7 protein-coding genes are annotated in these 16,537 nt (G+C 45.5%); 4 read left to right on the forward strand and 3 right to left on the reverse strand.

Annotation, left to right across the window (positions count from 1 at the left end; translation table 11 throughout):
- Position 1 precedes the first annotated feature (1 nt).
- Positions 2-772 carry a TolC family protein gene (locus LZZ85_RS21345; RefSeq protein WP_237875393.1) on the forward strand — a complete coding sequence of 257 codons (771 nt, stop codon included), beginning with the start codon at positions 2-4 and terminating at the stop codon, positions 770-772.
- An 11-nt stretch (positions 773-783) separates the two neighbouring features.
- Positions 784-1,971 (forward strand): acyltransferase family protein, encoded by a 1,188-nt coding sequence (locus LZZ85_RS21350; protein ID WP_237875394.1) that lies wholly within the window; start codon positions 784-786, stop codon positions 1,969-1,971.
- Positions 1,972-3,150: 1,179 nt separating this feature from the next.
- Here LZZ85_RS21350 and LZZ85_RS21355 read toward each other — a convergent pair.
- On the reverse strand, positions 3,151-4,824 hold the full coding sequence (locus LZZ85_RS21355; protein ID WP_237875395.1) for a DUF8728 domain-containing protein: 1,674 nt from the start codon (positions 4,822-4,824) through the stop codon (positions 3,151-3,153).
- Positions 4,775-6,250, reverse strand: a complete 1,476-nt coding sequence (locus LZZ85_RS28705) for an O-antigen ligase family protein (protein WP_237875396.1) — start codon at positions 6,248-6,250, stop codon at positions 4,775-4,777. Before LZZ85_RS28705 ends, LZZ85_RS21355 begins: the two co-directional genes overlap by 50 nt.
- Positions 6,251-6,510: 260 nt before the next feature.
- Between LZZ85_RS28705 and LZZ85_RS21365 the strand changes: the two genes are divergently transcribed.
- Together LZZ85_RS21365 and LZZ85_RS21370 are read left to right on the forward strand one after the other, a co-directional pair.
- Entirely contained in the window at positions 6,511-7,686 is a 1,176-nt protein-coding gene (locus LZZ85_RS21365; protein ID WP_237875397.1) for a glycosyltransferase family 2 protein, read from the forward strand.
- Positions 7,656-8,804 carry an acyltransferase family protein gene (locus tag LZZ85_RS21370; protein WP_237875398.1) on the forward strand — a complete coding sequence of 383 codons (1,149 nt, stop codon included), beginning with the start codon at positions 7,656-7,658 and terminating at the stop codon, positions 8,802-8,804. Before LZZ85_RS21365 ends, LZZ85_RS21370 begins: the two co-directional genes overlap by 31 nt.
- 577 nt (positions 8,805-9,381) lie before the next feature.
- Here LZZ85_RS21370 and LZZ85_RS21375 read toward each other — a convergent pair.
- Positions 9,382-16,398, reverse strand: a complete 7,017-nt coding sequence (locus tag LZZ85_RS21375; RefSeq protein ID WP_237875399.1) for a fibronectin type III domain-containing protein — start codon at positions 16,396-16,398, stop codon at positions 9,382-9,384.
- Positions 16,399-16,537 lie beyond the last annotated feature (139 nt).

Genomic DNA, 16,537 nt, shown 5'->3' on the forward strand with positions numbered 1-16,537 from the left:
AATGAACCGAAAACCTTTGGCATTAACCATTGCCACACTGCTTATTTTTTTAAATAGCTTTACCGCCGGCGCACAGATAGACAGCAGCGGTATCGATGTGATCCTGCTTAACAACAGAACGTTCAACAACCCGAATGATACAGCCGTTCAGAGAAAACTTGTAGAACTGGCATTGGCCAGCCCTAAATTCAGACTCGCGACACACGAAGTAAAGATCAGCGAGCTTGAACTGAGAAAGACAAAAGGCAACTGGCTGAACTTTCTAACCCTTTCGCTGAACTATAATGAGTTCTCTTCTCAAAAGAGTACCGGCACCGGCACACAGCCTCCAATGATCTATCCCCGGTATTTCTTTGCACTGAACGTACCACTTGGTATCATCTTCTCCCAGGGACCGCAGACTAAAATGGCAAGGGAAGCTGTTGCACAGGGAAACACCAAAAAAGAAGACCTCGGCCGCTCTATCAAACTGAATATTCTTTCAAAGTATAATAATTATAAAGCACTCGGCGCCCTGATGGAAATACAGTCTGAAATGACCAACGATATCGCCGTATCCGCCGCCCAGGCCGAAGAGGATTTCAAAAGAGGAATTATTAAATTTGATACCTACCTCACCACGCGTAAAAGCGCTAATGAAGAGCTTACTAAAAACGTAAATATGAAGCTTGAGCAGGAACTGCTGAAGCTCGAAATCGAAGAAATTATCGGAGTGCCACTCGAATCAGTGTTGAACCCCGCTAATTCCAGCCAGAAGTCCACCAAAAAGTAAGATATAATTTTATGGAAAAGAATGATGGTTACATCAGGAGCCTGGACGGCATTCGTGCCCTGGCTTTATTACTGATCATGACCTACCACGCCGAGCTGTTCCATTTTTCGTGGGTATCCGTACAGCTTTTCTTTGTTCTCTCCGGCTTCCTGATCACAGGCATCCTCTGGAAAGAAAAAACAAAACCCTACAGCCTTGGCTTTAAATTCAAGAAGTTCTGGGTAAGACGTTCATTGCGCATCTTCCCGCTGTATGTGGGATATCTGCTGGTGATCGGCATCGCTTACCTGCTGTTTAATTTCCCTTCCTACTTCCCTACCTATTTCCCTTACCTGGCTACCTACACGGTCAACTACTCCAGGTTGATCCCGGAATGGCAGGGTAATCCATTGTTCACACACCTTTGGACACTATCCATCGAAGAACAGTTCTATTTCCTGTTCCCGTTGATCATCTTCCTTTGTCCACAGAAGTTCATTAAACGCCTGATGGTGTTTATCATTCTCATCTCACCTGTCCTTCGTTACCTGGTGGGAGAATATTACAAAAGCAAGGGACTGGCCGTGGAAGTAGTAGCCGATGCTGTATACTGGAATACTTTAAGCCACCTCGATGCATTCTGCTTCGGTGGTATTATCCCGGTGCTGATGCTGGATAAGAAGATCAAAAATCCGATGTGGGTCCTCCGGTTCATACTGATCCTGTTCTTTGTTGCCGGCGGAGTGAATTATATCTTCAGTGGTTCAGCGCTCAGCTATTGGGATGACTATGGTTATAATCACTGGCTGATCAGCAACTATCAGCACGTATGGCATTATACATTGATCAATATACTTTGCGCGGCAGTGATCCTGGTGCTCACCAGTCCATTCAGCGTGAATTCGATCCGCTGGTTCAGGAAATTCCTCGAACACCCATGGATCGTCCGCATTGGGAAAGTATCCTACGGCATGTATGTATTCCACTGGATCGTGCTTGTATACGTATTCAATAACATATTCAAACCAGAAACATACTGGATGAAAGTATTGTTATTCCTCCCATACGTAGCCGTAACTTATGCTGTGTCAGAATTGAGCTACAGCTTTTTTGAAGTGTACTTCATCAAACTCAAGGACAGGTTCTTTGTACAAAAACCAAGAGAAGCGGCACCGGTTCCGCAACCAGCCGTTACAACCAACAATGCCAATGTAGTTTAGATAGGAACTAAAACACCTGATAAATTGCCTTCCAGCGCTTGATCAGGTGTTTTGCCTGCCACGCCTTCGCCAGGCTTCAACAGGCTGATGGGGCAGATTTAGCGGATCTGCTTCTCCCGGAAAAGCCAAAGCCGGGATCTCCACGAATTCAGGAGGTCCCGGCTTTGGCTTTTCCAGTATCAGGGATTAACTGAAGGGTGGCTGTTTTAAAATTTACAAGCCAGGACGATAGCTTATAGACCGATGTTATGTAAATTTTTACAACAGCAATACCCGCTCTTCTCCTCGCATCTTGGCTGTTATTTTCCCCTGAGATCTTGTGTTTTTCCCTTGACTTCACCTATCATTTGAGGCGATATTTACAGCAGAGAAATTTCTTAGTCACCGTCATTTTCAGGACTGGTGGAGGAGGGCAGTCCTGAAAAGGGCGGTGCATTTTTTTTCATTGCATCTATGATCAAAAAAAGGAAATGTGAGTTAGGTTAGTGGAATTATATCATGCAAGCGGGCAACGACAGTCAAACGCAGCAATGCGGGTGCTGTCGTATGCCCGTTTGTAACCAGCGCGACCGCGCGGGTGCGCTGTAGACAGGTATATGCGTCGCTGGCGCCCGGATACGGGGGCTTTAAACCTTTGAGAAAATACGGTATAACTACAACCAGGATTATTATTTAACCTGCATAGCTATTTTAGGACTAGGCAGTTCGAAAAATACTCTACCGATACTCTACAATTTCCCCGGTAAAACGCGCGGTAAGTGTACCAGAACTGTACAAACCTCCCACCCCTCATCTACCGTCCATCCGCCGTCCATCCGCCCTCTCTCCGTACTCCCTGCTATTTCGAGGTGTTGACGCATCATACAGGTAGTAGCTCCCTTATATTCCATTTATCTTTCGCGCCCGTCTGCCCCATCGATGCGGTACCGTATCCCGGGAAAATTAAAGATGGACCTGACCTTTTCTAACCTTCAGCGCATTTAAACTGACAAAAGAAAATTCCTAGGCCTGCCCGCACATTTACCTGATCCGCGGCAGCCCCATGAATCTCCAGCTGCGAAACATTGGTAAACAATCAAATGTCACTTAGTTAAAAGATCCTCCTGTAGTCCGATGATTGGCCATCGGCCATCGAGTGAACTTCGGGGAAATACTTAACCAAACAACATTGGTAAACAATCAGTAGAATCTGACCTCAACATAAGCGGGAAGTTGAGATTGGAACTCAGTCAGCTTCGACCGCAGATCTGCAGCAGCTGCCGGTTCAATGGAATAGAAATTGACTACATCGCTACCACAGATCACGTTATTCGGGATCTTCCAGGTAGCAACTTTCGTCCAGCGCTTGAGCAACTCCGGACTGAACCATTCATCATACACAAGCGCTATTTCCGTCTTCTCCTTCTTCACCAGGCTATCAAGAAATTCAGGGGTCCAGTATTTTCCTTTTTTGCTTCTCGCCACATCAATGTTACCAAGTCCCCACAGATCGATCGTATGCACATTTCCAAAGAAAGCAACTGCACCGATATCATTCAGCGCAACCGTGCGGCCGGAATAATACTGCTTAATAAATTTTGCCATTTGATTCTGCTGGTCATGAATATTGATACAAGCCTGGCTGATCTTGGAATAAGCAGCAGTAGATCTTAATACCCATGGGAAAAACAATGCAAAGGCAAGCAGGGCCACGCAAAGTTTAGCTGCCAGATGGTTGAATCCTTTCCAGGATATTGAACCTGTATTACGGGCCAGCAATGCGCCGGTCACAGCAATGGTTGCCATGAGCAGGTACGCCTCATAGCGATACAACCATCCTGTTGCCGCAAGACATAAATGCAGGAAAGAGATCAGTATCAGTAATAACAATAATTGTCCGTAGGTTTTCTTCTGTTCACCAGAATAACGATAGAACAGAAAGGCCAGCGGTAATATGATCAGCAAACGTTGCGTGGATAAAAGGGAGATCCCCGGACGCGGCGCCCCTACGGGAAAATTATCCGTATTCACGATCGTCAGCTTATCTACAAGATTACGCTGAGCAAATTCCATGATACCTCTTACCGACAATTCCAGGCCATCTGCTTTGATCAATACCGAATTGGGAAGAAAATAGCTTCCCTTCATAATAGAGTAGATCCCGAACAGGATCACTGGTAAAAATGCCGCTCCGCCCAGTAAGAAAGCCGGCGCGATCTTTTTTCTGAACAGGAGGATCAGGCAGGTACCAAATACAACGAACAGACCCTCATAGCGAACTGCAACGACCAGCACCGCCAGCAGGATAAGGTTCAGCGGTACTTTCTTCCCGACCGAACTGGTGCCCTCTTTATAATACCAGTCAGTAAATGACACCAGGTACATGAACACGAACAATGCCTGCAGCACGTGCTCCATCCCGTTCATGATGATCACCGGCAAAGGCCCCAGCAGTACGATGGCAGTCAGGATGATAAATTCCGCCATCAAAGAGATCTCCTGCTTCCGTAACCAGCGATGGATCACAAACAACAATGCAATGGCAGCGATGAGGTTGATCACCAATGGGATAAAAATATTGAAGGAAAACAGCTTAAAAGAAGCCGTCAGTAATATCGTATAAAGAAGCGATGAAGAAGCAGAACCGAACTCTCCTTCATTGATACCCCAGGTACCCGACTCTACAATATTCTTCGCGATCTGCATGTGGATATACGGATCGTCAAGCGGATACGAGAACTCACCACCCGTTAATGCAGCCACCTTCCTGATGATCAGGAAAACTCCTGCAAGAGTAAAAACTGAGGCTAAAGCAAAAGGAAGTTTAAGCAGTAACTTGTTCGGTTGGTGCAGCGGGCTCGTTTGGCTCGTCATCGTCTTTAAGTTTTAATATCAAGGCGATAAAAGGAAAATAAACTACAATGTCTGAGATCTGCCCAATGGCAACCTGGGCGAATTCCGCAACATAAAAGGCAAACATGCCAGAGATCACAGCTACATAGACAAGCTTGATCTTCTGCGATCGCATCCTGAAAAATGCGACGATCGCAATCTTCATGATCACAAAATACTGGATCAGGATAATGATCAACCCGATCCATCCGGTCTCCACCGCTTTCTTCAGATAACTACTGTCTGGCTGAAAGCCCGCAAGATAGTGTCCCGGGTGAAAGACCATCCCGGAAGCACCTGAGCTGCCTAATCCTCCCCCGATCGGGTGCGTATAAATGTAGGGCTGAATATTTTTACGGTTGATCACCCTTACGTTGAACGACTCATCTTTCTGGCCCGCAAAAGTGGTTCTGAAACGATAGATCGTTTTATTCGAATAAGGCCCATACATCAGTAATAAAAATACCGCGGTAGCAATGATCGCAAATACACGCGTATTCTTCTTATCGAAATTGAGCATGATGTAGAAAGCGATCCCCGCGATGATAATAGCATAAGCCGTCCGCGTTCCCGAATATCCCGTGGACATGATCATGAAAATGCAACCAATGATCATTGTCCATCGCTTGGAGGCTTTCTTCTCCCCCGTCGCGAGGATCAGGAAAAACACCACGCATACCGCCATCAGGATCCCGAAGGCCGCTGGGTCAGACATGGTTGAGAACTTCCTGAACTCCCCCTCCACGAAGATCAATCCGAATCCATGAGGATCCGACATGATCACTTCCATCTCGAAATTAAAATACCCATGCCATTGCTGAATACATCCATAGACTGCGGCGACCACACAACTCCAGAACAGGAAGTCGATGAACCTTTTTACGACGTCATATTTATTGAATAAGGCATAGGCGATATACAAAAGAAGGATACTGCTGAGATACTTACGGAAAGCCATGAACCAACCATCAAACGAGCGGGACTGCGGGTTGAACAATTCAAAGCCGAGATAAAAAAGCAACACAAGCATCCATACCACCACTGGCGTTTTCAGAAACTGGTTGAAATTTTCCTTGAACCCTTTTCCACGGATGAACAACCCCATAAAGGTGACCAGTACCAGCACGTCGAAAATGACGCCCACCTGCAGGTTTCCCCTGAACAATAGCCGCGAGATCACGAAAGCGAAAAAAGAGAAAGTAATAATGACATACAGACCGGTCTCGGCACTCGCCATACAGGCAATGCCTATGCCCAGCCCGAGAAGAGCCACGAAGATTCCCAGTCCAATGGTAGCATGATCAACGAACAGGCATCCAAAAGCGATAGCAATCAGGAGAATTACTGAATAACCGAACCAGTTATTCATCTTACGGACAAGAAATGTGTCCTCAAGAAAATTACTCACAGTCGTATACAATTTCCGACGTGAGCTCATAAAGCTTCTCATAGTAAGGTAAGGGGTATCAGAAGAAAAGCGTCTTCACAAAAAAATAGATCATTATTGCACCAATTGCAACAACCATTATGGTTTCATGAGCATTTGAACTTTCGGGTTTCATGAGGGCGCTTGTTAATCAAACAAATATATTAAAATTATTGAAAATAAAGGAGTTCCATTGATTTATTAGAACCAATCACTATTTTAGCCTCCGTTTAAGCCGTTTTATGATATTCTGGGAGATCGCATTCTTTGCCTGCATTTTCATCATTTTCTATAACTACGCAGGCTACGCAATTATTATTTACTTCTTCAATTTATTGAAAAAGAAACCACAGGAACCTGATCAGAACGCAGATTTTCACCCCTCCGTGTCCTTTATTGTGGCCGCATTTAACGAGGAAGACTTTATTGCCGATAAAATTAAGAATTCACTGGAACAGGACTACCCTGCCGATAAGATCGAATTTATTTTTGTAACTGACGGATCTTCAGACAAAACTCCGGAGATCGTCAAACGTTACCCTTCCATCCGCCTGCTTCACCAGGATCTGAGACAGGGTAAAGCTGCCGCCCTGAACCGGGCCATCAACATTGCCAGCAACGACATCCTTATCATCTCCGATGCCAATACATTACTCAACCTGGAGGCCTCAAAACGGATCAGCCGCCATTACCTGGATCCCAAAAATGGCGGAGTTGCAGGTGAGAAAAAAGTGATGTCTGCCGCTGATGCCGACAATGGCGTGGGTGAAGGCGAAAGCTTATACTGGAAATATGAATCATGGCTCAAAAAAGTGGACGATGAATTCTACTCCGTCGTTGGGGCTGCCGGCGAATTGTTCTCGTTACGCAGAGAATTGTATGAGCCGCTCGGACATGATGTGGTACTCGACGACTTTATCATTTCACTCAAAGTAGTACAAAAAGGATATAGAGTAAGATACGAGCCTGGGGCATTTGCCATGGAATCTCCTTCATTTTCAATTGTTGATGAAAGAAAAAGAAAGGTCAGGATCGCAGCCGGCGGCCTTCAGTCGATCGTTATATTAAAAGGCCTGTTCCGGTTCTGGCGACATTTCCGCCTAACGTTTCTCTATATCTCCCACCGGGTTTTACGCTGGACACTTACTCCCCTTTGCCTGATATTCGCACTGATCGCGAATCTGGTCATCGTATCAAACGGTGGTGGCCTGTTCTACCAGTTCGCACTCGTTATGCAGATAGTTTTCTACCTGATGGCGATCACGGCCTCTATCATGGAGCCGCGTAAACGTCCCGGTATCCTCAAGATCCCGTACTACTTTACCTTTATGAACACATCTGTAATTGCAGGATTCTTCCGGTTCATCAGGGGCAAACAGTCGGCAGTATGGGAAAAAGCGAAACGGCAACAACCCTGAACACCATGACTAACACAACAACCACCCGCAGCCTTAAAGACCGGGTGAAAGCATTGTTCAATTTCGGCGTACTCGAGCGCGAAAGATTTCCCTGGGTTGATTATCTACGCGGTATCGCGATCATTCTTGTAGTCTATCGCCACGTGCTGATCGGCCTCGAGCGTGGCAGCATACATGTACCAACATATCTTGCTACCGCGAATGAGATCTTCTATAGCTTCAGGATGCCTTTGTTCTTCATTCTCTCAGGGCTTTTCATCAACAGCAGTATCGGGAAAAGAACCCTGTCCCGGTTATTTTACTTTAAATTCGAGAACCTTTTTTACCCATACCTGGTGTGGGCATTCATTCAGGTAACCATTCAGATCGTCCTCTCCTCTTATAGCAACTCACATCGCTCACTGATCGATTATACCTACATTTTCTATCAACCACGCGCACTTGACCAGCTGTGGTACCTACCCGCTTTGTTTAATACCACCATAATCTACATTCTGGTAAAAACAAAATTGAAGCCGCCTTCATGGCTCCAACTGATCATTGGCCTGACCACTTATCTTTTATCACCTTACTTTGACAGTATCTCCATGATCTCCGACTGGATGGAGTTCTATCTATTCTTTGCCCTTGGTGACGTCATCTCCACTGCTTTTTTTAATGATAAGTTTCAGCAATTCCTTAAAAGCAAGGTGGTACTTCTTTGTGTGACGCCGGTATTTATCGCCACGCAGGTTTTTTACCTCAATTATCACAAAGGCAACATGATCGAGTTCTTGCTGATCGCGCTGATCGGTTGCTTTTATATGTTCATTCTCGCCTTCCGCATGCAGGAATGGAAGATCCTGCCCGTTCTTCGTGTTTTCGGCTATCACTCGCTTTATATCTATGTGATGCATGTAATGATAGCTGCATTTACGCGTACAATTCTTACCAAGGCCTTTGGGATCGATAATTCGATCGTATTGCTGATCATCGGCATTGCCGCAGGTATCATCATTCCCATTATCATTTTTAACCTCTTTGTGAAGGATGGCTTTGCCTGGAGGTTGTTCTACCTGACAAAACCGGGGTTGAGGGAGAAAAAGAAGCAGACTGAAGTTGTAAGTACTCAAAAATGAGTTATTCCAAAAAAGTTTCAGCGCAGCATCGTTTAATGGTTAAGCATAACCTGAGGATCGTAAGCATGAGTTAGCTGGCCTCCTATCCCCTTACACTCCGGGAGAGTTAGCTTAAGTCAGACCGGCGTAAGAGTATCGCAGAGGACGCAGAGGAGCGCTAAGTGCGCAGAGGAGCGCAAAGAGTCTTAGCGTCACTTAGCGCTCCTCTGCGCCCTCTGCGATACTTTTGCGCCACTTTAAACACATACCTCAACTCGAAGACGTTAAATGAGCCTGCTAAAAGGCCTGTCCCATTGTTCAGATTCGAAGGAAAATCTCCCTGAAGTCTGTTGATTTCTCACTATCTGATTAGCGTATCAGGAACAAAGATCCTGAGCCCCGGATTATAACAGGGTTTCTCCTTTCGCTTAAAAGCAATAACACCCCGCCATAGCATAAAAAAGAGTCTGGAAAATTCCAGACTCTCTCAAATGTTATATTCAGCCATCTCCCATCGAACTCCGACACCCCCTCCCCTGCAAATAAAAAAGGAGGCTGGAAAATTCCAGCCTCCTTTTATCGATTCCAGCACTAAATGTTAGCGTTTAATAACTCTCAGTGTTTGTTGTTCTTTGCTTGAAGCATATCTGACAACAACCACATACATACCCGCTTTCAGTTGTTGAGCCTGAGGAACAAGGATGTTGTTCGTTCCACCACTCACAGCCAGGTTACGGTTAGTAATGAGACGAGCACCACTTACATCGAAGATCTCAACATCAACCTTATCAGAAGCAACCGCTTTAATAAGGAGGCTGAAATTCTGATCGAAAGGATTCGGATAAGCACCTACAGTATTCTTCGCTACAACTTCAGCATCCACTTTCGGAGTGCTTGCCGGAGCAGCAACCGTTCCTTTATCCTGAACCGCATTGTCATCAGCAGTGATCAGATCACCACCACGAGCTGAAGAAGGAGGCTGAGGAACAGATCCTGTTGGTTCGTCATATCCTTTGATCGTAAGTGAGCCGAGAAGACCAAGTTCAGAAGTCTGGTATGCAGCAACTGAAAGTAATACTTCGCCGTTCTCATCAGGTCTCACACCATACATGGTAACTGTTCCAAGTTTATTGTTGGCAGCGTTCATGTACACTGTTTTACCATTTACTGTGAATGCACCTGTCGCATCAATTGTGCCCTGGATAGCGCTTCCGAAGATCGTCAGGTCGTAAGATTTAGACAGGTTCAATCCTGTGATCTTAACGTCTGAAGTACGGCCGGCGAACACACCATAGCTTTCAACCATCACTTTGTCAGGAACAGGGCCGGAGTTGTTACCGGTAGTCATACCTGCACCATATAAGCCATCCCAATATCCTGTCTCAACCATACCGATGCTTGTAGGAGTACCCGCTTCATCCACGAAGTTGTTCCATGACATTCCTACCATTGGCAGAGAATTCAGGTTGTTCCATGGAGCTGGTGCAGCATATGCAGCAGTATTGAAGTTGATATTAACAATAGCCTGGTAAGTAGTTCCTCTTGCAGGGCTGCTGTAAGCAGAATTTACTGTACCGTTTTTAGCTCTCACGATGTAGCTGTAGCTGGTGTTAGCAGGCAGACCAGTATTTGTATACGATGTCGAGTTTGCGGCAACCGTAGCAACAAGGCTGTAATTGCTTGCACCTGCATTAGCTCTCCAGATCTCGTAAGCTGTTTCGTTGTCAGCTCTATCCTGCCACTGCAATGTGATAGAGGTACGTTTCTGATCGATCACTCTGAGGTCTGACGGGTTAAGTACACTTACCTGTGCAGGCTCATAAGATTGGATGATCAGTGAAGACAGCATACCGAAACGTGCACCTGCTCCTTTAGTAACGTTGATCACTACCTGTCCATTTGCAGGAGGAACGATACCATTGATCTGAACAGTTTTATTGCTGTTATAAGATGCGTTCAATGTCACTGTCTGACTGTTGATCGCAAAGTTTGTTACAGTGTTATCTCCGTTGTCATGGCTGTTGAAGAATACAAAATTGTATTTCTTCGCAGGATTCAGACCAGAGATCGTCATACGGTGGTTGTTTGCATCTTCGAAGAAGATGGACTTCCTCGTTACACCTGAAGGATAGATCTCAGTACCATTGTTTGGTCTGTTTCCGGTATTAGCCCACCAACCCCATGAGTCAGTCAGTGTGAAAGAGATACCTGAGTTAGCATTCTCATCGTTCAACAGGTTGCTCATCACATAACCGCTGTATGGAGGAGTGATCCAGTTGTTCCATGGTTTGCCTGGCAGGTTCTGACCATCAGAGAAGTTAAGCAACACAGAAGAAACATTATTCTCAACTACAGTGATGCTGAACGTTTTCGTATCCGTACCACCGCTGTTATCTGTAGCTTTTACCACCACTCCTTCAAACACACCTACTGAACCAGCATTAGGAGCGATAGTGATTGTACCTGTTTTGTTACCATTGTCAACAAATGTTGCGAATGAAGGCAGACCGGTTACAGTCAGTGTAACAAGATCCGATACATCATCAGTTGCAACCACGTTAACCACAGTAGACTGATTGTTTTTCAGCACAACGTTATTGATCGATGTGATCAGCGGCAGAATGTTCTCAGTAGCTACTGATACCGGTCCTGCATAAGCTGAGTTACCGTAAGTATTCGCTGAACGAACCTGGTAGTAGTATGTCAGACCACCAGCAACCGTTCCATCAGTGTAGCCTGTAGCATTTACCGATGCGCTGCCGATCAGTGTGAAAGGACCAGCAGGGTTCTGCGAACGGTATACCTCATAAGAAGCTTCGTTGTACGCAACATCAGTCCAGTTCAGTTTCACACCCTGACCTGTTTCGAAAGTTGCAGCCAGGAATTTCGGAGCTGCAGGAGCTGTTGCATCATCAAATACTTCAGTGATCACAAGGCTGTTAAGGAAGCCGGCAGGAGCACCTGGCGCTTTACCCATCTGGAACAGCAATGTTCCGTTTGAAGCAGGAGTCAGACTGTTGATAGAAGCTGTATTGGTTGTGTTAGCCTGAACAGCCAGCGATACAGTCTCAGCACCCACTTTAAAGGTTGTTGTACCATTGTTTGGAGCACCTGACCATGTAGTCGAAGAGAAGAATGTCAGGTTATATTTTTTGGCAGGGTCAAGACCGCCGACTGTTACGTCAACAGTTTCTGGACCTCCAAAGATTCCGAAGAAATAGTAATCCTGCAACACTGCATCATTGTATACACCTGAATTGTTACCGGTGTTAACACCTTCAGTGAAGGTAGACCACCACCAGTTTGGAGCAAAGCTCACACTTACAGGAGTCGTTACATTGTTCTCGTCTTTCAGGTTGTTTGTCAAAGGACCTGCAAAGTTGTTCCATGGAGCACCTGCTTCGTTGTTCGCTTTAGCTCTTACATAGATCTTCTTGTTAGGATCTTTATCCGCAACTGTCAGAGAGAATGTGCGTGTACCAACACCACCATTACCATCTGTCAGTTTAACCAGTACGTCATAAGTACCACTTGCAGCATAACCAGGCTGGAGCAACAGTGTTGCGGAACCATTTGCACCCGGAGTTACCGTGAAGGCATCTGGCAGGTTAGAAACTGTCCAGCTAAGGATATCACCTGCATTCTGATCTGAACCAGAGAGGTTGATAGAAAGACTCTGACCTTCCTGTACGCTTTGACTTGCAATCGCAGCGATCACTGGTGTATAGTTATCATTCACCGTAAGAGTGAATGCTGTAGACACCTGACCATTTGAAGCATCAGTAGCAATAACAGTGATGTTGTTGAACACACCTTCAGTTCCGGCTGGATTGAAGGTAATTGTACCTACGCCACTTGCAGTTTGCTGAAGAGTAGCGAAGGCCGGTGCATTCTGCAGGCTCAGTGTTACATATCCCGCATCGGAATCCGTTGCAGAGATATTCACTGTAGCCGAAGACAGTTTATGCATATTCTGGTTTTCGATAGAAGTGATCAGCGGAAGATTGTTACCCGTTTTAGCACTGTCTTCAGTACCAAAAGCTGAGTTACCTGCCACACCTGTAGCTCTCACTTTATAATAGTAGATAGAGCTTGCAAACAGACCTTCGTCAGTATACGAATTGGTATTCGCACCCACGGTTGTCAGCAGGATGTAGTTAGTATTGTCGTTTACAGATCTGTAAACCTGGTAACCTGTTTCATTCGTTGCCACATCATTCCATGTCAGCTGAACTGTGCTTGGAGTATTACCCGCAGCGATCAGACCAGTTGGAACAGAAGGAATAGCAGGAGCAACAAGCGTCGTTGCCCATGATCCTGGCAATTGACCACCTGAATAGATAGTAGTCACATCTGCCTGGCTCAGCGCTTTGCTATAGATCTCGAAATCATCCAGCAGACCGCTATAGTTTGCCATGCCAAAAAGGATGTTGAATGCGTTCGTACTGTTGTTCGCACCGATCCTTGAACCATTTGATGTGCTGCCTACGCTCGTAAACGGCAGGTTGGTAACAGAATTAGGCTGTAATACACCATTAATATACAGTCTCAATGTATTGGTACTGTATACCAGGGCGATGTGATTCCATGCAGTATTGTTATAAGTACTTGCAAACTCACGACGTGTATTGCCACTCGCAACACCAGCGATCAGTGTATTTGAGTTCAGTCTTAAGCCAAGGCCATCATCACTACCTCCAAGGTCCAGGATGATGCGGTTGCCTGTATTGTTGGCAGACTTCATCCAGAATGATACAGACTTCGCAGAGAACGCAGTCTGCTGGAAGCTTCCCGAAGTTGGAAGAGTAACATATTGAGATGTTCCATTGAAGTTCACCGCATGTGTACCCTCTTTTTTCTCAGAAGCATTGAACGTTGGCGTTCCTGTAGCAGTCAGTGTTCTTCCATTACCGCTTGCATCAGTATAGTTATTATTGAATAACCATGTTGCATCAGTAGATGAAAGATTATCCACCAGAGCAGATTCACCGAATTGACCGATAGATCTGATCTCATAATAATAAGTAGTAGCAGGAGCCAGGTTCACACTGTCCACAAATGAAGTAGTGTTAGAACCAGTGCTGCCTACGATCACGAATCCGGTGCTGGCATTAGTAGATCTCCAGAGCTCGAATCCTGTTTCGTTATTGCTGTTGTCAGTCCATGTCAAACCGATCTTGTTGTGCGCAGTCGCAGTAGCAAGCAGGTTAGATGGAGCTGCAGGAGCAGATCCGTTATTAGTAGGTGCATCAGTGAACGCAGATGCAGGGATCGTAGCATAAGAGTTACTTCCTCTTCTCCATGATACGGTCATAGCTTCTCCGCCACCCTGTTCGTAGAACGTGATAGCGATCGGATAAACACCTACCGCCAATGTGATATTAGCAGAAGTTGCATCCTGTGCACCGTGCAATCCATCATTGTTTACCAGCGGAGTCGCTGAGAAACTATATGGAGAAGAAGTACCATTTAATGTACCCAGGTAAAGACGGCTACCGTCATCTGAATTCGTACGGAAGTTATAAGTACCTGCAACAGTTACGTTCAGGAAACCTTCCCAAAGGAATGCGAAATTGTCATCCTGTACTCTTGGAGTAAGAGCAACATTCGCCATAACACCTGTAGCAACAGGAGTCAGTGTGCTGAAATCAGGCAGTTGCGGCCAGTCTCCCGTGTAAGTATAATGCTTATAAGCAAGACCATTCAGGATCGGCTGACCAGACACCTGGTTGCTGAACGGAGAAATGTTTCCGGCTTCGTCTTTCGCAACAACTTTGAAAGTGTAAGAAACACCTCTTTCAAGACCCTGTACATTAAATGTAGTAGCAGTTGTTGTTGAATAAGAACGCTGGCCATTCACATAAATATCATAGCGTACAACACCCACATCATCTGTAGATGGTGACCATGAAAGCGCGATAGAAGAACGGCTGCTTGACGTGATCACCAGATTACCCGGAGCTGTTGGCGCCTGAGAATCAGTATCCGTTGTATTAGTTGCTTCGTTGGAAGCAGCTGAAGCAGCTGAAGCATTGATCGCCCTTACTTTATAATAATACCTGGTATTAGATTTCAGACCAGTTATTGTATAAGTAGTGCTGTTAGCAGGAAGAATAGCGATCAGTTTATAACCTGTACCAGACTGAAGAGATTGATAAACCTCATATCCGGTCTCATTATACTGAGGCGCAGGATTATCTACCCAATCAAGTTTCAGTGAAGTTTTAGAAACAGTCGAAGCTGTCAGGTTAACCGCAGCGCTCGGTTTGTTTGCGCCGTTAGCATTAACTACAGTAAATGGAGCAGAGAAGCTGCTGGAGCAACCATACAGCTCAGTTACTCTGGCGATGTAGTCACCAGGAGTGTTCGTTTTAAGAGTATTGGTTGTGCTCAAAGTAGAAGCATTACCAACACGCTGCCATACATAAGACTGATAGCCAGCTGGTAATTTCAGCACCACGCTGTCATTATGAAGTGCAGGGATCACATTTGTCCAACCTGTCTCTACAGTAATGTTCGGAGTAACCGTAGCAGCTTTGATCTTGATCTCAACCGGTACGCGTGACCAGTCTGACCAGATAGATCCTTTACGAACACGGGCTGTATAAACACCCGTTGTAGTAGCCTGAATAGAGTTACCGGTACCTGCAATTGCATTACCGTCTTTTCTCCACTCATATTGATCATATCCCGGAGGAACACCGATCGTTACATTGATAGGGTCTCCCAGGCAAAATTCAGTTCTGCCAAACAAAGTCCATGGATTAGATGCATAAGCTCTGTTCAGTGTAGGGAAGAAATCAGATTCACCCCATGTATCATTCCAAACACCGTGTCCAAGATTTGGATACAGCTTATAACGCAGGTTACCGCCAGCATTGTTGATGGCTGTAACTACCTGCTCAGCAGTATTAGGGTGTGGTGAACCATCAAGACCGCCCTGGAAATACCAGACCGGAGTAAACTTATAAGTATTAACGAAATCACGGTATGCGATACCAACACCCGCCATCGGAAGACAGGAAGAAATTACCGATGGGTGCTTGATCATCATATCCCATGACGCATATCCACCCGCAGACAACCCGTTAACGGAGATCTGGAATGGACTCAGCTTGTTATTATTTACCATGTACGCGGCAATCTCTGCTGCAATATCGAACTGACCAGGTCCCCAGCCACCCTGGCTCTGCAACGCAAGAACGAAGCCATCAAAGCTTCCGTCATCAACCCTGTTCTTGAAGGTCTCACCACCATGATAAAGAGAATACTCGTTATCATATGGAGTGCCTGTTTCTCCAAGACCATGGAAGAAGATCAGCATCGGGTAACGTTTGTTGTCAACCGCTGTGTGATTATAAGTTTTGGGGAACTTCAGACGGAACTGTACTCCTTTGTAGATATACGCTTTGTAGGAGTCAGTGTTCCAGTTCAGACGTTTTGTTCTTACCCACTTGCCTATCTGACCATAGGCAGGTTCGGTAGGAGGAGTTGCCGAGTTGTATGTAATCACAGGATCGCTGGGATCAAGGACACTCTGGGCACCGGCCTCTTGTTGCAAGAACAATCCTGATACTAAAAGCAGCAGGAGAATTAGTCGGGTAACATTGTGCATGGTACGTGCTTAATTGTTATTAAAAACTTTACTATTGTTCAATATATATAGGCATGAGGAAACGACTTCCCTCACAGGTCTATTCGAATACGTCGAGAATCGATCACTTCAACACAATAGTTATATCAAAGGAAAAAGG

Source organism: Terrimonas ginsenosidimutans, assembly GCF_022012415.1.
Lineage (GTDB): Bacteria > Bacteroidota > Bacteroidia > Chitinophagales > Chitinophagaceae > Terrimonas_A > Terrimonas_A ginsenosidimutans.

Excerpts from the sequence above, each read along its gene's own strand:
- LZZ85_RS21350 (WP_237875394.1), top strand. The coding sequence starts at position 784 with ATGGAAAAGAATGATGGTTACATCAGGAGCCTGGACGGCATTCGTGCC.
- LZZ85_RS21365 (WP_237875397.1), top strand. The coding sequence starts at position 6,511 with ATGATATTCTGGGAGATCGCATTCTTTGCCTGCATTTTCATCATTTTC.
- LZZ85_RS21375 (WP_237875399.1), bottom strand. The coding sequence starts at position 16,398 with ATGCACAATGTTACCCGACTAATTCTCCTGCTGCTTTTAGTATCAGGA.
- LZZ85_RS21345 (WP_237875393.1), top strand. The coding sequence starts at position 2 with ATGAACCGAAAACCTTTGGCATTAACCATTGCCACACTGCTTATTTTT.
- LZZ85_RS21355 (WP_237875395.1), bottom strand. The coding sequence starts at position 4,824 with ATGACGAGCCAAACGAGCCCGCTGCACCAACCGAACAAGTTACTGCTT.
- LZZ85_RS21370 (WP_237875398.1), top strand. The coding sequence starts at position 7,656 with ATGGGAAAAAGCGAAACGGCAACAACCCTGAACACCATGACTAACACA.